Below are 20,869 nucleotides of genomic sequence, written 5' to 3'. Positions count from 1 at the left end.
TACATGAGGTTAATTTTTTGCTAGATGCTCTTCTTGGATGAAGCTTAGGCGGTAAATACGTCGTGGTCTTCCTTTATATGTTACTTTTTCCTCGCCAACGATATCAACCAGCTCTGCGTCCATCCATTTAAGAAGAATTCGATGGGCACTACGAATGGTAATATTTAAGGTTGAGGCGAGTTCTTGTGCCGTATAATCTATTTTATTATGACGGGCAACACGAGCCATTAGTTTTGCCATATAGGCGGCAGACATTCCTGCTTTTTCGGCTCTGTCTAATAATTTTGCATCCGTAATCGATAACTCGTATTGCTCATATTGTTGGGTATTGTTTAAATCGACTGGTCCAATAACACTACGATCTTCTCGGACAATATAGCAGACGTCTCCACCTAGTTCTTTTGATTGGCGTAGGGCAAGTCGGGCATGGTTTCCTGCTTCTGATGCAGTCTGACCAAAGCCGACACCAAGACTTAAGGTAACTCCAATTTGATTTTTAGTATTTTCAAGTAAGGGCAGAAATTTATAGCCTCGGGTCTCCCGTTCGAAAATACCACGAGTGGTGATAAATAGATATTCCTCACCACCGATATTAACGAAGTGACCATCAAGCTGCTTAATAAAATCTAATAATCGTTGTTGGATTTGTAGATTTAATAACTGAACATCGTGCTCTGATGTAAAGCGCTCCGATAACTTTTGAAAGTTATCAATACTAATATAACCAAACACGATTTGCGATTCTTTGTTCCTTCTTGTTTCACTAGCGAGAAGGGCTCGTTCTAATGATACAATCATATCTTGGTTTGTTGGAGTTACCCATTCATGTGGGATATCCAATTCAATTAGTCGATTCGATACTTCTTGAATACCAGTTAGAGCGATTGCACCAGTTTCATGATAATTTTTGAGGTGAAATTGAACCACCGAATCAATATCAAATGTATCCGAACGGTATTCCATGATATGACAATTTTCCTCTTCAAGCTCATAAAGCACTTGATGCACATATTGTGGTGCTAATATATCAATCGATAACTGTTCCAGTCCATGACTGTTTTTAATTAATACTAATGAGCGGTATAGTCCAGTTCCCATAAGTGGTACATGATGCACGGGAATTTTAAAATCTACTTGCTGTTTGATTGTATAGTACAGATAGTAATCCGTAATCATTAGCACATCAACCATGTTGATTAAGTCTGTTACTATTTGGGTAGGATTCTGTAAGTTATCTAGTACGCGTATTACAGGTTTAAAATTTGGGAACGCTTTCAAAACTTTCTTTGTTTGATCGGAAAGTGCAGACGGGGCAATGACTCCAATCGTGATGACTGGTGATTGGTTGACACTTTGTTTTCCGGACATAAGACTTATCTCCTTTATGGATGATCGTTAGTAGGTATTGTCATATAGTAGTTGATCATTAAATAGTTAGTTAATAGACAACATAAAAGACATGTCTACTAATATTTTGAGTCTATCATACTGTGAATCTACTCTATTGTCAAAAGAGTTTGTGAGATTATATAGAAGATTGGATTAAAAGACAATTTTTAGACTTGTCTTTTAATAACCGTGTTTATACAATGAAATCAAGTAAGAACATAGATAAATAAGTACTCTTTTCAAAAAATGAAATGTCTTATTATTATTGGGAGTGATAAAATGAAAACGATTACGGAATTAGAAAATTACTTAACTACACCATCAGATGCATTGATGGAGGATCTAAAGAAAATAGATGGCGATATTTTAATTTTAGGTGTTGGCGGTAAAATGGGTCCAACGCTAGCCAAGTTAGCAAGACGTGCGCTTGATGAGGCAGGAATTGAGAAACGTGTTATCGGAGTATCCCGTTTTTCCTCAGGGAATTTACGTGAAGAATTAGAGGGTGCGGGGATTGAAACCATCGCATGTGACTTATTAGATGATACACAACTTCAAGCATTACCAAATGTGAAAAACATTATCTATATGGCTGGAAATAAGTTTGGAACGGTTGGAAACGAGCATTTCACATGGGCAATGAATGCGTATCTTCCGGGTAGAATTGCAGATAAGTTTAAAGACTCACGAATGGTTGCTTTTTCAACTGGAAATGTTTATCCATTAACCAATGTCTTAACCAATGGCTGTTCGGAAGACCATCCTGTCAATCCAGTCGGAGAATATGCTCAGTCATGCTTAGGGCGTGAGCGCGTATTAACGAACTTCTCGCATAAAAACAAAACACCGATGCTATTATTCCGATTGAATTATGCAATTGATCTGCGATATGGAGTGTTGCTTGAGATTGCGAAACAAGTTCAAGCAGGAAAATCAGTTGATCTGACAATGGGGAATGTCAATGTGATTTGGCAGGGGGATGCGAACGAATATGCAATCCGTTCCTTACTACATGTGGACCACCCACCAACCATTTTAAATGTAACCGGGCCAGAAACCTTATCTGTTCGTTGGTTGGCAAATGAATTAGCCAAACGCCTTGGTAAAGAAGCGCTATTTGTAAATGAAGAATCCGATAAAGCTTTATTGAATAACTCATCAAAAGCTCACCAACTATTTGGTTATCCAAGAGTATCAATTCAAGAAATGATTGATTTGGTTGCAGAGTGGGTGGCAAATGATGGGGAAACGATTAATAAACCGACTCATTTCCAGGAAAGAGAAGGAGCATTTTAAATGTTAAAGACAGAAGTGAAAAAAGCATTATTAGAAGGAACGGTTATACCAGCACACCCACTTGCTCTGACTGAAGATAGATTACTAGATACACAGGGACAACGAGCACTTACTCGCTATTATATAGATGCTGGTGTTGGGGGAATTGCGGTTGGGGTACATACGACACAGTTCGAAATACGTGACCCGCAATTTAATTTATTTGAAACGGTGTTAAAGCTAGCCATGGAAGAAATGGATCAAGCGGATGTTCCAGAGAACTTTATTAAGATTGCAGGGATCTGTGGTCCTGTCGACCAAGCTTTGGAAGAAGCAACACTTGCAAAAGAGATTGGGTATGATTTAGGTCTCTTGAGTATGGGAGGTCTATCTGATTTATCAGAGGAAGCTTTACTAGAGCGGACAAAGCAAGTTGCCGAGATTATTCCTGTTGTCGGTTTCTACTTACAACCAGCAGTTGGGGGGAGAGTATTCTCTTATGACTTTTGGCATGAACTTGCTGAGATACCAAATGTCCATGCGATTAAAATTGCCCCATTTAATCGTTATTTAACCATTGATGTTGTTAGGGCTGTTGTGAATTCTAGCCGAAATGAAGAGATTGCTTTATTTACAGGGAATGATGACAATATCATCGCCGATTTACTAACCACTTACCGAATTGATGTAAATGGGGAAAGAAAAGAAAAACGAATTGTTGGTGGATTACTTGGTCACTGGTCTGTTTGGACTAAACGTGTCGTGGAAACGTTTAGAGAGCTAAAGGTTGTGCGTGAATCCAAACAGATTCCGGCAGAACTTCTCACCCTCGGACAAGAAATTAGTGATGCTAATGCAGCATTCTTTGATGCTAAACATCAATTTAAAGGATCTATTGCAGGGATAAATGAAGTGTTGAGACGACAAGGAATTTTAAAAGGCAATTGGTGTTTACTTGACCGTGAAGTTTTAAGCCCAGGGCAATTACAGGAAATTGACCGCGTCTATGCAGCATACCCACATTTACATGATGATGATTTTGTGAAAGATAATTTAGATAAATGGCTAGATAACTAACGAAGGGAGGGTAAGGCATGAAAAAAATAGTAGCGCAACATAAGCAGGCACGCATTACCGAGGAAGAAATACCTAACGTAAAACCTAACTACATTTTAGTAAAAACAATGTATTCAGCCATTTCTCCTGGTACAGAAATTATGATGCTAGAAGCAAGTGGTGAACAGAAATTTGCTATGGGATATAATGCCATGGGTGTTGTAGTGGAGTGTGGAGAAGGAATTACAGATGTTCAAAAGGGTGAATTAGTAGCATGTTACGGGGCACCATATGTTCACCATGCAGAATATCTCTTAGTTCCTAAAACACTGTATGCTAAGGTTCCAAATCATGTCGATCCAAAGGAAGTGGCACTTTCTGGTTTAGGGGCAATTGCCATCCATGCCTTACGTATTGCGGATTTACAGTTTGGCGAAACAGCAGTAGTCGTTGGGCTAGGAGTATTAGGACAAATAATTGCCAAAATAGCCAATGCAGCTGCATATAATGTTATTGCTTGTGACATAAGCAAGGAGCGTGCTGGTATGCTAAATGAGCCCAATATTCATGCATTCTCCACTCTAGAAGAAATGGAAGAAGAAATTAATAAGCAAACAAATGGTAACGGGGCTGATGCAGTATTACTTTGCGCAGGCGGTAAGCGTTCCCCTCTCACTGGGAAGTGCCTAAACTGGATACGTAATAAGGGGAAAGTCGTAATTGTTGGAGATGTAGAGCCGGATTTCCCAAGGAATCAGATGTTTGCTAAAGAAGCGCAAATTCTCATCTCTCGAGCAGGTGGACCTGGTCGGTATGACAAGGTATATGAACAACAGGCTATTGATTATCCATATGGACATATCCGCTGGACAGAAGGTAGGAATATTGCAGAATATGTTCGTCTTGTTAGTGAAGAACGAATCAATGTGAAGCCACTTATACAGGAGGTCATTCGCTTTCAGGATGCACCGGCAGCCTATGAAGAACTTCGAGATAAACAATCGCCAGTCCTAACGAAAATAATAAATTATATGGAATAAGGTGTTGATTAGAATGAAGAAGGTTCGCGTAGCTATTATTGGAATTGGTGCCATTGCAGAATCCACCCATCTTCACTATTTAATGGAAAATGAACTCACTGAAGTAGTGGGCTTAGTGGATATGGATGTAAACAGAGCAGAAGCAGTGGCAAAAAAGAATGGGATATCTCATTGGTTTCAATCAGTTGAAGGGCTATTAGAGAGTATGGTGATTGATGCGGTGTTTATCTGTACTCCAAATTCTACCCATATTCCAATTGCAAAGAAGGCAGCGGAAAAAGGAGTCCATGTTTTTATTGAAAAGCCAATTGGTATTCAAATAGAAGAAGTTGAGGAATATATAGAGCTTGCAAGAGCGAATAAGGTGAAGACGATGGTAGGTATGACCCATCGTTTTCGTCGTGAAGCAAGCATTTTAAAATCGTATATCGACAAAGGAAAACTTGGGGATCTTTACTATGTGAAGGCAAAGTTGTTTCGTGGACGCGGAACTCCAATAGGGTGGTTTACGAATAAATCCCTTTCTGGTGGTGGCGCCTTAATGGATATTGGTGTACATGTGTTAGACCTTGCTTGGTGGCTAATGGGTTGTCCAGAGCCTCGTGCTATTTCTGGTAAAGCTATTGGTGCGTTAGGTAATTATCAAACCAAGTATACGAGTTCTTGGGCATCAAAGAATAATCAACTCAATGCCAATCATGTGTTTGATGTGGATGACTTTTCTAGTGGTTGGATTCGGTTTCGGAATGGAGCTGTTTTAAATATTGAAGTTGCTTGGGCAATGCATGGGGAACAAGATGAAGGGATTTCTATTGAGCTCTTCGGTGACCAAGGTGGTGCAAAGCTAAATCCACTGACAATCTATGGGGAAGAAAATGGCATTGTGACTAAGAATGAACCACATTTTGCAAAAAATGATGTGTTTCAAGATGAACTAAACCACTTTATTGATTGCTTGGTTGAACAGAAAGAGCCATTGATTGATGCTGAGCAGGGCTTATCTGTATTGAAGATGTTGCTTGCTTTGTATGAGTCATCAGAGGAAGAACGGGAAGTCATTCTGTAAATTTAAATTAAATCCATACATTAGGAGGAAACACAATGTTAAAAGTTGGTGTGATTGGGATTGGTTCGATTTCACAGTTTCATATTGAGCCTTATTTAGAAAATGAGCGTGTGGAGTTGGTTGCATTTTGTGATTTAAATGAAGAGCGCTTAGTAGAAAAAGGCAAATTGTATGGCGTGGAGAAGCTTTATACGGATTATAAAGAGCTTATTGGAGAAGCAGATATTGATGCGGTTAGTATTTGCACATGGAATAATACCCATGCTGAAATTGCTATCTATGCACTAGAAGCAGGAAAACATGTGTTAGTGGAGAAACCATTATGCATGACGGTTGAAGAAGCAGAAGCTGTAGAAGAAGCTCAAAAGAAATCTGGGAAGACCTTGCAGGTTGGATTTGTCCGACGTCATGGTGACAATGCCAAGCTTCTTAAGAAATTTATTGATCATGGGGAGCTCGGGGAGATCTATTATGCAAAAACATCCTGTCTAAGAAGACTAGGAAACCCAGGTGGTTGGTTCAGTGATGTAACTCGTTCTGGTGGTGGACCATTGATTGATTTAGGCGTTCATATGATTGATATTTGCTGGTATATGATGGGGAAACCTCGTCCAGTTTCTGTTAGCGGTAATACGTACAAAAAGTTAGGAAATAGAAGCCATATCGAGAATCTTTCATTCTACCAGGCTGCAGATTATGATCCTAATTTGAATGATGTAGAAGATCTAACAAATGCCATTATCCGTTTTGAAAATGGTGCATCGATTATGGTGGATGTCAGTTTTACCTTGCAATTAAAAGAAGATGAATTATATGTCAAACTATTTGGGGATAAAGGTGGGGCAGAGATGGAACCTGAATTAGCGATTGTTACCGAAAAGCACAATACCATCTTAAATGTTACCCCACAACTGGATAATTTAAGTTTTGATTTTAATAAAGCATTCCAGAATGAAATTAACCACTTTGTAGCTTGTTGCTTAGATGGTTCGGAAAATATTGCACCAGCAAGTGATGGTGTTCAAGTGATGAGAATGTTAACAGCAATCTATGAATCTGCTAGAACTGGAAAGGAAGTTACACTTTAAATGGAAACATGGCAGGTCGATGTTTTGATCGCAGGAGGTGGTTTAGGCGGTGTTGCTGCTGCTTTATCTGCCTGTAGTAAAGGGCTGAAAGTGCTTGTTACCGAGGAAACAGATTGGATTGGTGGTCAAATCACCTCTCAAGGGGTACCGCCAGACGAGCATCCTTGGATGGAAGAGTTCGGTAGCACAAAACGTTATCGAACCTACCGAGAAAAGGTACGAGATGCCTATCAACGTATTTTAACACATAAGGGGGAAATAGCCCCTATAAATCCAGGTAGTGGTCTTGTAAGTACGATATGCCATGATCCAAGGGTTACCTTACATGTGCTAGAGGAAATGATCATGCCTTATGTGCTAACTAATCAACTTACCATTTGTAAAAATGCGGTAATTGCATCTGTGAATCGAGAAGATCGTCAATTAACCGATGTGATAATCGAAAAAATAGACCATCATGATTCCTATCGTGTTGTCGCTCCGTTCTATATTGATGCGACAGAGGCTGGAGATATGCTACCACTGGCTGGTATGGAGTATGTCACTGGGGCTGAGGCGAAAGCAGAAACTAACGAACCACATGCGAGTGACGATAAGAATCCTTTCGATATTCAAGCCTTTACATATGTACTAGGGATGGAGTATCGGAGAGGAGAGAATCATGTAATTCCAAAGCCTGAGATGTATGATTTCTGGAAAGAATTCCAACCGGATTTTTGGCCTGACCGGTATTTAAGCTTCTTTGCGCCACATCCAATTACCAAGGAAAAAAGACAATACACCTTATTCCGAGAAGATACCGGTTTTCCACTGTGGGAATACCGGAGAATCCTCGATGTTAGTCAGTACCAATTTCCATTTCATGCAGGTGATATGACACTATTAAACTGGCCAATGAATGACTATTTCTTAGGAAATATTTACGATGTGTCCAAAGAAGAAAAGGAAAAGCATCTTTATCAAGCAAAACAATTAAGCCTTTCGTTATTATATTGGTTACAAACAGAGGCACCAAGACCAGATGGGGGGTTCGGGTATCCAGGTTTAATGCTCCGTTCGGATATATTTGAAACGAAAGATGGCTTAGCCAAAGCCCCCTATATTAGGGAGTCTCGTCGGATAAAAGCAGAGTATACCATTGTGGAGCAGGATGTTTCACCAGAATTCAATCAAAGTAAATCTGGAAAGAAGTATGTGGACCGTGTTGGGATTGGATCTTATAGTATTGACCTACATCCGAGTATGGCTGGTCGTAATTACTTGGATATTAAAGCACTACCATTTCATATTCCATTAGGAGCATTAATACCTAAAGAAATGGATAATGTGTTAGCGGGATGTAAAAACATTGGTACCACACATATTACAAACGGCTGTTACCGTCTACACCCAGTGGAGTGGAATATTGGGGAGGCGTGTGGAGCGTTAGTGGCATTTTGTATCCAGAATCAAGTAAAACCAAAGGAAGTTAGAAATAATTCGGTGTTGTTAAAACATTTCCAACAAAGCTTACGGGAGGATGGTTTTGAATTGGAATGGCCAGATGAATTTTATGAAGAAGCATGATAATGGGAGGTGAAGGCAATGGGACGTAAAATTGGTGATTTTTCCATTGAACAATTATGGACCTACCGTCCAGAACTAACGAATAAACCAGATGATTTCTGGGATTTTTGGGATCAAGAAAAGGAAAACATGTTTAAGGCTACTCCCAAAGTCCAGATTAACTGGAGAGACTATCCTGTGCCTACGGTTGATGTGGCTGATCTCGTACTAGATAGTTGGGATGGTACACCACTTAAGGGACTATTAGTAAGGCCAAAAGGGATGGAGGAAGGTCCGGTTATTCTTGGATTTCATGGCTATACCGGTACACGAGGACTACCTGTTGATTACTTAAAATGGGCTGCCTTAGGAGTGGCTATCGTTATTTTCGATGTTCGAGGTCAATCAGAGTCACCAGATTATGCTGTTTATGACAATGGTAGTCGGGTAGCAGGTTGGATGTTAAACGGGATATTTAATCCTAAGAAGTATTACTTTACTAATGTTTACCGAGACGTCTTAACACAGCTGAACTGGGTTCGTTCAACTGCATTCCCTATTGGAGTGACGCAATTAGGAGCCATGGGAGGATCTCAAGGAGGGGGTCTCGCACTTGTAGCAGCAGGATTGGATGAGAAGTTAGATTTTGTGTTATCTGATTATCCATTTTTGACCCATTTTGAACGAGCTCTAGACATTGCATTATCCGGACCTTATATGGAGTTTACCACTTATTTTAAATGGAATGATGCGCAATATTCCAATCATGAAAAGATAATGAAGACACTGGGGTATGTGGATAGTGTTCATTTTTGTGAACGTATTGTAGCCCCGACGCTTATGTCCATTGGATTGGAAGATGCTGTGACACCACCATCTACTGCATTTGCCGCATTTCAATATATAGCTTCTCAAGAGAAGAAGATAGAAGTCTATCCACAATTCGAACACGAGTTTAACGTATTTCATGAAGAAAAGAAACTTGCCTTTGTAGCAGAGAAAATAAGATTCTAAGTGTTCCACATAATGAGGAGAGGTGGATGTAAAGTATGAAAGTAAGTGTCAGTATGTACAGTTTAAATAAAGTAGTGCAAGCAGAAGGTTGGTCTGTAGTAGATTTTATTGCGTATGCCAAGGAGATAAACCTTGATGGGGTAGAACTTCTCGATTTTTATTGGAAAAATGAAGAGGGAGAAGTGGAGGAGGTACTAGCAGCCTTAAAAGAATATAACCTACCTGTTTCTGCCTATGATGTCACGAATAATTTTGTGAAAGAATCACCTGAGGAACGTGCATTAGAAGTAGAAAAAATAAATGATGGAATTCGAATGGCTAAAACGCTTGGTACGAATATTGTCCGTGTATTTTGTGGGGATTTATCTGGAGAGCTTACCTATGAAGACGGACAGGACTGGATTGTCGAAGGTCTAAAGAAAAGTGCAGTACTAGCAGAATCAGAAGGTATTTACCTTGCGATTGAGAATCATGGATTACTAGCAGGAAAAAGTGAGCAGGTAGAAGAAATTATACAAAAGGTAGATAGTCCATATGTCCGTTCTACTTTTGACACGGGGAACTTTTTATTAGTTCATGAAGAATCAGAAAAGGCATTTGAACGCTTGAAGGAAAACATTGTCCATGTACATTTTAAGGATTTCCGTGTGAAGGATGCCCAAGAACAAATAAATGGATTTCGCTCGACTCAAGGTGTGGAGTTAATTGGTACCATTCCTGGTGATGGTCAAGTTAATTTATCTTATATTGTGAACGGGCTAAAAGATAGTCATTATGATGGATGGTTATCAATAGAATATGAGGGCTTTGATGACCCGAAGAAAGCAAATGAAGAAGCCGTACGTCGATTACGGGAATTATTACAATAAAGGGGGAGAGGGATACATGGGAACCATAGTATTAGCTAATATGGAACGTATTGATTTTGTTACAACTACGATTGATGTAGATGTAGTAGATTCCGTAGCTAATGTAAGGAAAAACATTAGCCTAATGAATTTAAATACCGCATCTTTACTAGACTTTAACGATCATACTTTATTTATTCCAGCAACATTGCTTCCTAAAGAAAACTTTAACCATGTCAATGTATATCATGAGTTAGCACAATACCCATTTTTTCAGCAGGCACAGTCTGTTATCCAAGAGAATGGGGCAGCGAAAGGGGTATTTCGTTTACGTCGTGTCGTAAATGAGGAAAAGAATACCGCAATAATCGCAAGTGATCTTTGTGTACTTTCATCTTTATTTGGCGAACCGGCATTAATCCATGTCTTGCACAGTCAAGCTAATACTCATCCAAACCATGTGATTGTCATGCTTCATTTTGCTGGTGGAGTAATGGCACATGTGGATTATACGTTTTCTAATAAGGAATCTATTGAACTAGAATGGAGTGGCGTACAGCAGATTATTGAGTTTCATAGTGATGAGATGAACCCATTTGACCCGAAAAGCTTTACTACATTACCTCTCCAGTATAATGTGGACTCTATTTTACGAAATGCAGAACCTGCTGAACAGGTACTTCCTAAGTTTCAGGAATTCTTACAAGCGGTTGGAGGTGTAGTAGAATGAAAATTGGAATGATGAGCTTTGCACATATGCATGCCTATAGTTATGCCGATAGCCTAATGAAGTTGGATAACGTTGAGTTAGTTGGAATTTTTGATGATGATTTGACGCGTGGTAAAGAGGTAGCAGAAAAGTATCAAACGGCATATTACGATAGTCAGGATGCTTTTTTAGCATTGGATATGGATGCGGTTATTATTTGTAGTGAAAATATTCGGCATAAAGAGATGGTCCTGAATGCAGCTAAAGCAGGTAAGCATATTTTATGTGAGAAACCAATCGCTACGAATCTAGCTGATGCACAAGAAATGATCGATGTTTGTGAGGATAATGGTGTCATTCTGCAGATTGCCTTTCCGGTTCGTTTCAGTACACCTATTCAACAATTAAAGGAATTAATTGACCAAGGTGAACTAGGAGATATTGTTGCTTTTCGTACAACGAATCGAGGCCAGAATCCAGGTGGCTGGTTTATAGAAGAAGACCTAAGTGGTGGCGGTGCAGTACTGGATCATACCGTACATATGGTGGATATTATGCGTTGGTATTTAGGGCATGAGATTACGGAAGTACGAGCGATTGTTGATTCTTATTTTCATGGAGTAGATATAGATGATGCTGGACTTTTAACATTAGAGTTTGAAAATGGTGTTATTGCATCCCATGATGCAAGTTGGTCTCGGTTTAATGAGTACCCAACATGGGGGGATGTGACGATAGAAGTAGTTGGCACCAAGCAAACAGTAAAAGTGGATGCATTGAAAGAGCATTTCCGATTATTTACAAGTGGTCAGAAATCTTTATCGAATGTGTTTTATGGAAATGATATGGACTTTGGTTTAATTCGGGATTTCGTGGATTGTGTGGAGAAGCGTCGTGACCCATCGATTACCGGAATGGATGGATTAAAGGCACTTGAAGTGGCTCTTGCAGCATATGAATCTAGTGAAAAGAAAGCCAAAGTTTCACTTTAGTATGGTTGGGACAGGGATGAATACCTGTCCTTATTTTATGGAACGAGGTGATTCGGTGTTTTATTTATACGGTGACGTGGTCACGGAAGGAAAAGTGTTGCCTGGAAGGTATGTGGAAGTTTCGGGTGAGAAGATAACGGACATAAGTAGAGAAATGAATCATCAGGCACCGGTTCTATCTGTTGACGGGTATATTTGCCCCGGCTTTATAGATGTGCATATTCATGGAATTGATGGTGTCGATGTTATGGATGACAGGAGTGATGGGATAGAGGCGGTAGCAAGTAAACTCCCAACCTACGGGGTAACCTCATTTCTAGCAACAACAAGAACGGCATCCCTTCAAGACATTACTAGCATGTTAGAGAAGGCGAGGCAATTCCAACAGCATTATACTGGTTCACGTTTTCTCGGTGTACATTTAGAGGGACCGTGGATTAGTTCTGCGTATAAAGGTGCTCAACCAGAAGCTTTTATCCAAAAGCTTTCTTGGGAGGATGTTCATAGTTTACTAGAGCCGTACAAAAATGTAATTCGTAAAATAACACTTGCCCCAGAAGAGGTCTCGGATATTAATATTTTAGACTATATTAGGCAGTTTGGGTTTGAACTGTCTGCAGGCCATACGAATGCTACCATGGAAGAGTTGGAGAAAGCAATCAAGCATGGATTGAATCAGGTTACCCATATGTTTAATGCAATGAGTGGACTTCATCACCGGGAGCCTGGAGTAGTGGGAACTGCATTGTATCATCCAGAGCTATTTTGTGAATTGATTGCGGATGGGCTTCATGTTCATCCTAGAATGATAGAATTATTATATCGGATTAAGGGCAAAGAACGTCTCGTATTAATATCGGATTGTACCGGTTATAATCATCTTCTGGATGGTGATTACTACTTTAGGGGTAAGCATTTGGTAAAGGACGGTAATAAAGTCACCTTGAGAAATGGTCAACTTGCTGGCAGTGCCAGTACACTAAATGACTGTGTGCGATTTGTGGTTAATCATTGTCACATTCCATTAGAAGATGCGGTCTTCATGGCTACTGAGGCTCCTTTAAACATGATTGGGGAAACACGCTCTGTTGGTAAGGTGAAGATTGGTTATCAAGCAGATTTAGTTGTATTGGATCGAGATTTACATGTAGAGAGAACTTATATTGCTGGTGACTTATATTATGAAAGGGGGAAATAATATGGAAATACGTCATCTGACTGTAGCAGAATTAGAACTGGCTATCCAACTTTCAGATAAAACGTTTCGGAATGAGTTGCAGGTATCGATGTGGAAGGCATTTCCACTGGTGTTTTCTAGCAATTCCAATCTAGCATTTGGTGCTTTTGACAAGGAGAAGTTGGTGTGTTTTTTCGGTTTAGTTCCCTTTCGTTTGAAGATTGGTCCAGCATATGTCGATGCATTCTCGATAGGTTCCGTATGTACAGATCCTGAATACCGGGGGAAAGGAATTGCAAGTAAGATTCTAGCGAAGATAAATGACTTTACCAAAGATGTGGGTGCATCATTATTACTGGTATCCGGTGATAGGGGACTGTATACGAGGAATGGTTGTTTACCAGTTGGAAAGAGCTATACATACCACATTACAAATCATGGTGCTACTACTAAGAACGAGGGGAATATTCGTCGTGGTACAAATGCAGATTTAATGCGTGTATATGCTTTAAGTCAACAGACATACGTTCGTTATGAATCAAGTATCAATGAGTGGAAAACGCTTCTAGATGCTGGTGGATATGCTAGCATATTTAATCTGAGACAGTCCTTTTTTGTATCGGAACTAAATGGAGAAATTACTGGATATGTAGTTGTTGGTCTACCAGATAAGAGTGATCTGAAGCAACCTTCCATCATAACGGAATGGGGAGGGGATTCTAAATCTATTTTCTCTATCATAATGGGTATTCTTGAAGAGAAGGAAGTTGGCGCATTGAAGATAAAAGTTCCTTGGCATGATGCGTTAACGGAAACACTTGTTGACTATTTAGTAGAAGAAGGATCAATTGGTGGGACTGTTCGTGTTATTCATCCTGAAAGGTTAGTAGAACAAATAATGCCTTATTTGGCGAGCAAGGACCCGGCTATTCGAAGTAAGCTAAAGGTTCAGTGGAACAAGGATGGTACAGTAGTCTTAAAATATGATGGGGAGTCTTGGTTGTTACCTGAAGCGGAGTTTTCTAATATGTTATTCAATCCCATAGATAATTTACTTCCCACTTTATTTCCTATTCCGCTGCCTAGTACGGAAGGGATGTATTATGTTTGAGTTTTAGTGATCTGATTGGAGGGGTGTTAGGATTTGTAATATCAAAAGCTCCTTTAGAATGTAGAGTGTTATTCTGCAAAGGAGCTTTTATTCGACAAACTTCGGGGAGTGACAGGCACCGATTTTGGTCTGACTGGTCCCATTCCACGAGGGATTTCTAATATTTCACTGGTTTTTGCTTCTAGTGCTTCTATTATATAGTTTACTGCTATGGTAGGGTCTACTTTTTCTCCGCATGTATAGACATCAACACTTGCGTAGCCTTTTTCGGGGAAGCTGTGGATGGTTAAGTGTGATTCGGATATAATGACGACTCCACTTATGCCGTATGGTGCAAATTGGTGGAACACTACTTCTCGAATTTCTGCTCCTGCTTCAAGTGCTGCATCTACAAAGATTTGTTTGATTAACTCTATATTATTTAAAGTACTTATATTACAATCCCATAATTCTGCGATAACATGTCTTCCCAATACTTCCATCATAAAAACTCCTTAAAATGTATACTGATACAGTCAATTTTAGCATACCATATATTTATGTGTGTGAGGGTGAAATTTAGTAGACCTAAATGATGTGAAAATGAAAGAAAAAATATGAAACCAATGAAGGAAAATATTCGTATTACTAGTTGAGGCTAGCATCACTATGGGTTCGTTGTGATACAATAACTTTAAGCTAAGATTCTTAAAGACGCGAGGTGAAGTGATGGGGCTATTTTCTAAGATGTTTACTAAAAATAAAAATACAAAGCCTGCACCAAAGGAAAGAACCGTCCTAAACATTAAAGTTGGAGATATTATCAATTACGATCTCTTCGATTATGAGGTGGTAGGGAAAATCACCTATCGAGATGGAAATTATGAATGGTATGGGTACCAACTACTAGAAGGCCATGATACCATTTGGTTAGCAGCAGAAATGGATGATGAGTTGGAACTTGGGATTTATAAAAAGGTCCAACTACCTGTGTCGAAGCCATACCCGAAGAAACTGGAGTTGGAAGGAAAGACTTACTACCTAGAAGAATCAGGAACAGCTAGAGTAATTGGTGAAGGTAGAAGTAAAAATATACATGGTTCCTTAGTCGATTATGCTGATTATTCGGATGAAGATGAAGAACGTTTCTTAAGTATTGAAGGTTGGGGAACAGAAATTGAAGTAAGTGTTGGTTATCCAATTGAAAATTATGAAATTAAAATAATGGCAGGATCCAATTAGATCTTGTCGTACCATTTGAAATAAGTTCGAACATGAAATGAAACCAAAAACTAGGAGGAATAAATATGTTTAAATTTTTCAAACGAGTAAAAACGGTGGTAAGTTCAGAACTAAATGCAATGTTAGACAAAGCGGAAGATCCGGTGAAAATGTTAGATCAATTCATGCGTGATATGGCAGAGGATATTCGTGAAGTTGAAGCGGCTGTTGCTAAACAAATCGCCAATGAAAAAATGTTGAAGCGTAAAATGGACGATGCACAAGCAATGGTAGAGAAAAGACAAAAGCAAGCGGAGCAAGCAATTGTTGCTGGAAATGATGATTTAGCTCGTCGTGCTCTGGAGGACAAGAAACAACATGAGTCTACTGCGACTACATTAACAGAGTCTTGGCAACGAGCGAAGCAGGACTCAGAATTATTAAAGACTAAATTAGATGAAATGAAAAAAGAATACCAACAAATGAATCTTAAAAAGGATTCGTTAAAAGCACGTGCTGAATCTGCGAAGACTCGTACAAAGATTAATCGTACAATGTCAAATGTTGGCAATGATAAATCACGTCAAGGATTTGAACGAATGGAAGAAAAGGTACTTCGTTTTGAAGCAGAGGCGGAAACTAGTGAGGATTTATCTTTTGCAAGCCGAACACTTGATGATGAGTTTGAAGAATTAAGTAAGACTAGTGAAGTGGATGATGAATTAGCGAAACTGAAAGAGAAAATGGGTAAGTAGTAAGGTAAACATTAGTGGAGCAGCAAATTACGCTGCTCCTTCTAATGGAGAGGGGGATTGATTTGTGTAGGAAATGTATTTTACTAATAGGGTTATTGTTCCTAATCATTCTTTTATCTGCGTGTTCTTCAAGAGGGATGAGTGGGGATGCAATTACAGCCCAAGATATTCCCGATGAGCCTTCGAAAGATGAAATTACCTCCATTATAAAAAATTCTTCCAACTATGAGATGGATGATATCATAGAGGCTAACTTTCCATTGGTAGCAACCGTGGAGGGAGATTCTAGTAATGCAGATATCTTTGCAACCACCCGATTTAATTTATCCGAGCTAAGCTCCATTCTAACGGAAACTATTAAACCTACAGAGATAAGTGAGGTAAAGGATAATCAGCAGATTATGATTTATCCAGATGATTTTATTACCTTACGTGAAAGTAAAGCAGACTCTAATGTGCTTTTAATTGAGGTAGCAAGTGATGAGTTTGTCAGGAGAAATTACTCACCGAATTTCTTAAGTACATATTTTGCAATTAGGTTGTTAGATAACGTGTTAGGGGTAGATGACTGGGGGAGGAAGTACCGAGGTTCTTACTCCGGAATGGGTGGTATGGATACACCTAGTCGAGGGAACACAACATTCAGAGGCGGAGGCCCTGGTTCAGGTAAATAATATAAAGGGAGGCGACAAATTTGGAACCATTTATTTCAACATTTATCTATTTTGTAATTTCTATCGTTATTGTACTAACTGGTTTATTTGTTTTTGAAACTGTAACTCGGAAATATAAGGACTTAGAAGAAGTAAAAAATGGAAATATCGCAGTTTCTCTCTCCATTATTGGGAAGATAATCGGAATCTGTATTATTTTAGCTTTTGCAATTTATAATAGTGCTGTAATTTGGGAGACGATTATCTGGGGTGTATTCGGTGTCGTTTTACAGATGATTGCCTATTTCCTATTTGACTTATTCACTAGGAATTTTTCCGTAGAAGAGCAGCTTTCCAAAAATAATATTGCGGTTGGACTTATGTCCATGGGTGTATCGATTGGATTGGCTTTAGTAATTGGTGCTTCTATTACATAACATCAGCTAATGCGGCCAGGCTATTGCTTGGTCGTTTGTTTTTTCTAGACACTGTTTGTAATTATGGTAGTGGTACATAATTTGGGACGGCAGCCCATATATACTCTCTAGAATAGTTTCATGATTTCGTACAGATTGTTGATAGTTGATAGAAACTGTACGCCTTTAATTGGGAGCATCGTACCCGCTACGGAAATACACTTCGCTTTCCGCGGGCGGCTGGTGAGCCTCCTCGCGCTATCGCACTGCGGGGTCTCACCGATGCCTATCCTCCCGCAGGAGTCTCCGTGTATTTCCTTCGCTAGGTTAGTGTGAATAATTAACAGTGATTAATTCAAAAGAATAATTTAATTCCTAATCATAATTAGAAAACTAAACTAGCGCAGGCAGAATACGGAGACTCCTGCGGGAATAGCACGTGTCCGAAGACCCCGCAGAGGCGAACTTTCCTCGAGGAGGCTGAGGCCGGGCCCGCGGAAAGCGGAGTATTCTGCCGGAGCAGTAGTATACCACTATCCTCTTTAGTTGAGGGAATTAAACTGTTACCGAACAGATTTTAACATCCTATTTGCAAAACTAATTTACAAAAATAATAATTAAGCCTAGCTAAAAAACGTAGCAATAGTGGAGGGCATGGAGTTTGAACGATGCAGCAGTAAGAAAAAGTAAAATTATCTATTGGTCTTCGGGGATTGTGTCCATTTGTGGGATTGTCTTTGAAGTGTTATTTGGAGCATTAGGTTCCTACATATTAGGTGACGGTGTGAAACAGTATACGCTAACCATTTCTTTATTCCTGACAGGGATGGGGATCGGAGCTAGTTTAAGCGAGAAGTTTTTGAAGAACCTTATCATCACATTTGTCTGGATTGAATTCGGGGTCGCGATAATTGGTGGATTTTCTAGTTTTACCATGTTTGGAATTACCGCCTTTGCTCCAGAGGGAACAGATGCCCTTTTCCTTTATTCCATTACACTGATTGTTGGAGGATTAACTGGGGTGGAATTACCAATTTTAATCCGAAAAGCAAACGAAATTGGAGTAACATTAAACAAAAGTACGGCTAGGGTATTGTTTTCAGATTATGCTGGTGGATTAATTGGTGGGGTACTATTTGTATTCTTGTTCCGCCCTTATTTTGGCATGGTAAAGACGGCATTTTTAGTCGGTTGTATTAATTTATTGGTTGCCTTAATTGTCTTGTACCTATTCCGTAAAGAAATTCGGAACTTTATGGTACATGCTTGTATAGGGGGAGTTATTGGAATTCTCCTATTGATTGGATTGTTCTTTGGTGAAGAGATGGCATTTAGTTTTGAACAAAAGCTTTATAAGGATCCCATTATCCATACAGAGGAAACTAGCTATCAAAAGATCACCGTAACAAAAGATGAAGCAGATGTCCGGTTGTATTTAGATGGGCAATTACAGTTTAGTTCAACGGATGAACATCGTTATCATGAAGTACTTGTTCACCCTGCAATGGCTTATGCAGGTACTCCTCAGAATGTGTTGGTGCTTGGCGGTGGTGATGGGATTGCGGTGAGAGAAATCCTAAAGTATGACGAAGTAAATAAAATAACATTAGTGGACCTAGACCCAGCAGTCGTAGAATTAGCCAACACGAATGATTTACTATTGAAATTAAATGAAGGATCTTTAATGGATGAGAAGGTACATGTGGAAAATACTGATGCATTTAAGTTTTTAGAAGGAACCGATGAATGGTTTGATGTCATCATTGTGGATTTACCAGATCCAAATAATGAAAGTCTAAATAAATTATATACACGGGAATTCTACTCCTTAGTACGAAATCATTTAAACCCTGGAGGAGCAGTGATGATTCAGGCGACAAGCCCTGTATTCGCTACAGAAGTATACTGGACCATTTCAGAGACTGTTGCTGATACCGGTCTAACTGTTGAAAACTTACATGTTGATGTACCGAGCTTCGGAAACTGGGGATTTGTCATGGCTAGCCGTGACAAAATCAATCTGTCTGACCTAGATATCTTTGTTGAGACAGAATTTCTAACTAAAGACATGCTTCCAGCCTTAACTGTATTTGGAAAAGATGAAGACGAGGAAATTATAGATAAAAAAGGTAAATTGATAGAATTAAAACCAAATACACTGATAGACCCTCATTTGATAGAAATATATGGACGATCTTGGGTGAATTATTAGGAGAGTGCGGGCGTTAGTGTGTGTACGGTGCCTGTCACTTCCCGAAATTGCTCGAAATCTGTCGAAAAAAAGCTATATGGCCAGTTGAGTATATAGTACCCAACAAGCCATATAGCTTATTAGATTTTCTGTAATTATTTTTATGAGATTATATTCCGATATTTACAATTTACAGCTATTTTCACTTTCGACAAAATAGTACAAAATTCGGGTAGTGACAGGCACCTATAAACTCAAGCCAGGCTCCTTAACAACTCAAGCCAGGCAGCTCACCGTCTAAGCCCACCACATATCCCCTATTGATTCTTTCACCATTACTGGTTGTAGGTTTTGGACTGCTTTGGTGAAGCCTTCGTCTATGGACATTAGTCCGTCTTCGTGTTCGATGCTTACGACATAGTCATAGCCGTATAGTCTTAGGGTGCTGATCATGTCGGCCCATTCTTTTGCATCGTGTCCGAATCCTACTGTTCGGAAATACCAGGCGCGGTTCTGCATATCGGAGTAGGATGTCATATCCGTAAACCCATTTTTATTCACGTTTGGTTGATCAATAACCGTGTCTTTTGCATGAAAGTGATGGATGGCATTTTCTCTTCCTAGTATTTTAATAGATTCTACAGGGTCAATTCCTTGCCACCACATATGACTAGGATCTAGATTAGCACCGATTGCTGGTCCACATGCTTCGCGTAGTCGTAATAATGTCGCTGGTGTATGTACAGAAAAACCTCCATGTAATTCAAGGCCAATTTTTACATTATATTGCTCGGCAAGTTTTGCTTTTTCCTTCCAATACGGAATTATCTTTTCTTCCCATTGCCACTTTAGTATTTCTTGAAACTCATTTGGCCAAGGGGCAACAGGCCAGTTTGGATATTTAGCATCTTCATGGTCACCTGGACATCCAGAAAAAGTGTTCACTACAGGGATTCCCAGTTGACTTGCTAATTTTACCGTCTTCACAAACAATTCATCTGCAGCTTGTGCAATTTTTTTCTGTGGATGTAAAGGATTCGAATGACAACTTAAAGCGCTTACAATTAATCCGCGACTTTCAATCTTGTTCATGAATTCCTTCTGTTTTTCCTCGTTATCTAGTAACTCATCTACATTACAATGTGCATTTCCTGGATAACCACCAGTACCCAATTCGACAGCTTCAATTCCCTTAGCTGCAACATGATCGAGCATTTCATCTAGATTTTTGTCAGAATATAAAACCGTAAATACCCCTAATTTCATCAAAAACCCTCCTTAAAATGTAAACCGTTACATCTATTATACATAAAAAGATATAAAAGCAATATATTAAATTTATTA

Annotated in this window: 20 protein-coding genes; 17 read left to right on the top strand and 3 right to left on the bottom strand. The window is 39.3% G+C overall.

From position 1 onward, the window contains the following. Positions 1–9: 9 nt before the first annotated feature. Positions 10–1,368, bottom strand: coding sequence for a hypothetical protein (locus BN999_RS19505; protein WP_096274306.1), 1,359 nt, complete (start codon positions 1,366–1,368; stop codon positions 10–12). 300 nt (positions 1,369–1,668) lie between these two features. Here BN999_RS19505 and BN999_RS19500 point away from each other — a divergent pair, with 300 nt between their 5' ends. Genes BN999_RS19500 through BN999_RS19445 form a run of 12 tightly spaced genes read left to right on the top strand, consistent with a single transcriptional unit; the run spans position 1,669 to position 14,310 of the window. Further along, positions 1,669–2,685: an NAD-dependent epimerase/dehydratase family protein gene (locus BN999_RS19500; protein WP_096274304.1), complete on the top strand. Its 1,017-nt coding sequence runs from the start codon at positions 1,669–1,671 to the stop codon at positions 2,683–2,685. Continuing rightward, a complete protein-coding gene (locus BN999_RS19495; protein ID WP_096274302.1) occupies positions 2,686–3,741 on the top strand; it encodes a dihydrodipicolinate synthase family protein in 1,056 nt (351 codons plus the stop codon). It abuts the gene before it with no gap. Between the two features lie 17 nt (positions 3,742–3,758). Further along, the gene (locus BN999_RS19490; protein ID WP_096274300.1) at positions 3,759–4,760 is read left to right on the top strand and encodes a zinc-dependent alcohol dehydrogenase; all 1,002 of its coding nucleotides are present in this window, start codon (positions 3,759–3,761) and stop codon (positions 4,758–4,760) included. Positions 4,761–4,773: 13 nt separating this feature from the next. After that, positions 4,774–5,826 (top strand): Gfo/Idh/MocA family protein, encoded by a 1,053-nt coding sequence (locus BN999_RS19485; RefSeq protein WP_096274298.1) that lies wholly within the window; start codon positions 4,774–4,776, stop codon positions 5,824–5,826. 35 nt (positions 5,827–5,861) lie between these two features. Continuing rightward, positions 5,862–6,914, top strand: a complete 1,053-nt coding sequence (locus BN999_RS19480) for a Gfo/Idh/MocA family protein (protein WP_096274296.1) — start codon at positions 5,862–5,864, stop codon at positions 6,912–6,914. Next, positions 6,915–8,480 (top strand): FAD-dependent oxidoreductase, encoded by a 1,566-nt coding sequence (locus BN999_RS19475; protein ID WP_096274294.1) that lies wholly within the window; start codon positions 6,915–6,917, stop codon positions 8,478–8,480. Between the two features lie 18 nt (positions 8,481–8,498). Then, entirely contained in the window at positions 8,499–9,473 is a 975-nt protein-coding gene (locus BN999_RS19470; protein WP_096274292.1) for an acetylxylan esterase, read from the top strand. 35 nt (positions 9,474–9,508) lie between these two features. Next, on the top strand, positions 9,509–10,342 hold the full coding sequence (locus tag BN999_RS19465) for a sugar phosphate isomerase/epimerase family protein (protein WP_096274290.1): 834 nt from the start codon (positions 9,509–9,511) through the stop codon (positions 10,340–10,342). Between the two features lie 16 nt (positions 10,343–10,358). After that, the gene (locus tag BN999_RS19460) at positions 10,359–11,051 is read left to right on the top strand and encodes a hypothetical protein (RefSeq protein WP_096274288.1); all 693 of its coding nucleotides are present in this window, start codon (positions 10,359–10,361) and stop codon (positions 11,049–11,051) included. Beyond that, entirely contained in the window at positions 11,048–12,022 is a 975-nt protein-coding gene (locus tag BN999_RS19455; RefSeq protein WP_096274286.1) for a Gfo/Idh/MocA family protein, read from the top strand. The genes BN999_RS19460 and BN999_RS19455 overlap by 4 nt, the downstream gene beginning before the upstream one ends. A 37-nt stretch (positions 12,023–12,059) precedes the next feature. Beyond that, positions 12,060–13,220 carry an N-acetylglucosamine-6-phosphate deacetylase gene (gene nagA / locus BN999_RS19450; protein ID WP_217988506.1) on the top strand — a complete coding sequence of 387 codons (1,161 nt, stop codon included), beginning with the start codon at positions 12,060–12,062 and terminating at the stop codon, positions 13,218–13,220. Position 13,221: 1 nt separating this feature from the next. Further along, entirely contained in the window at positions 13,222–14,310 is a 1,089-nt protein-coding gene (locus tag BN999_RS19445; protein WP_176482047.1) for a GNAT family N-acetyltransferase, read from the top strand. Positions 14,311–14,378: 68 nt separating this feature from the next. Here the strand turns inward: BN999_RS19445 and speD are convergent, their stop codons facing one another. Continuing rightward, positions 14,379–14,792 carry an adenosylmethionine decarboxylase gene (gene speD, locus BN999_RS19440; RefSeq protein WP_096274281.1) on the bottom strand — a complete coding sequence of 138 codons (414 nt, stop codon included), beginning with the start codon at positions 14,790–14,792 and terminating at the stop codon, positions 14,379–14,381. Positions 14,793–15,018: 226 nt separating this feature from the next. Between speD and BN999_RS19435 the strand changes: the two genes are divergently transcribed. The 5 genes from BN999_RS19435 to BN999_RS19415 all read left to right on the top strand — a co-directional run bounded on the left by BN999_RS19435 (position 15,019) and on the right by BN999_RS19415 (position 19,546). Beyond that, on the top strand, positions 15,019–15,531 hold the full coding sequence (locus tag BN999_RS19435; protein WP_096274279.1) for a DUF4178 domain-containing protein: 513 nt from the start codon (positions 15,019–15,021) through the stop codon (positions 15,529–15,531). A 65-nt stretch (positions 15,532–15,596) separates the two neighbouring features. After that, positions 15,597–16,265, top strand: coding sequence for a PspA/IM30 family protein (locus BN999_RS19430; RefSeq protein ID WP_096274277.1), 669 nt, complete (start codon positions 15,597–15,599; stop codon positions 16,263–16,265). 62 nt (positions 16,266–16,327) lie between these two features. After that, positions 16,328–16,939, top strand: coding sequence for a DUF4247 domain-containing protein (locus BN999_RS19425; protein ID WP_096274275.1), 612 nt, complete (start codon positions 16,328–16,330; stop codon positions 16,937–16,939). 20 nt (positions 16,940–16,959) lie between these two features. Further along, entirely contained in the window at positions 16,960–17,355 is a 396-nt protein-coding gene (locus BN999_RS19420; RefSeq protein ID WP_096274273.1) for a DUF350 domain-containing protein, read from the top strand. Positions 17,356–17,995: 640 nt separating this feature from the next. Beyond that, positions 17,996–19,546, top strand: a complete 1,551-nt coding sequence (locus tag BN999_RS19415; RefSeq protein WP_096274271.1) for a polyamine aminopropyltransferase — start codon at positions 17,996–17,998, stop codon at positions 19,544–19,546. Between the two features lie 276 nt (positions 19,547–19,822). Here BN999_RS19415 and BN999_RS19410 read toward each other — a convergent pair whose 3' ends face one another. After that, on the bottom strand, positions 19,823–20,791 hold the full coding sequence (locus tag BN999_RS19410; protein ID WP_096274270.1) for a sugar phosphate isomerase/epimerase family protein: 969 nt from the start codon (positions 20,789–20,791) through the stop codon (positions 19,823–19,825). Between the last annotated feature and the right edge of the window lie 78 nt (positions 20,792–20,869).

It is taken from the genome of Paucisalibacillus globulus, assembly GCF_900184735.1.
In the GTDB taxonomy this organism is placed as follows: Bacteria; Bacillota; Bacilli; order Bacillales; family Amphibacillaceae; genus Ornithinibacillus; species Ornithinibacillus globulus_B.
The sequence above is the reverse complement of the archived record's forward strand: the minus strand, read 5'-3'. Positions and strand labels throughout refer to the sequence as shown.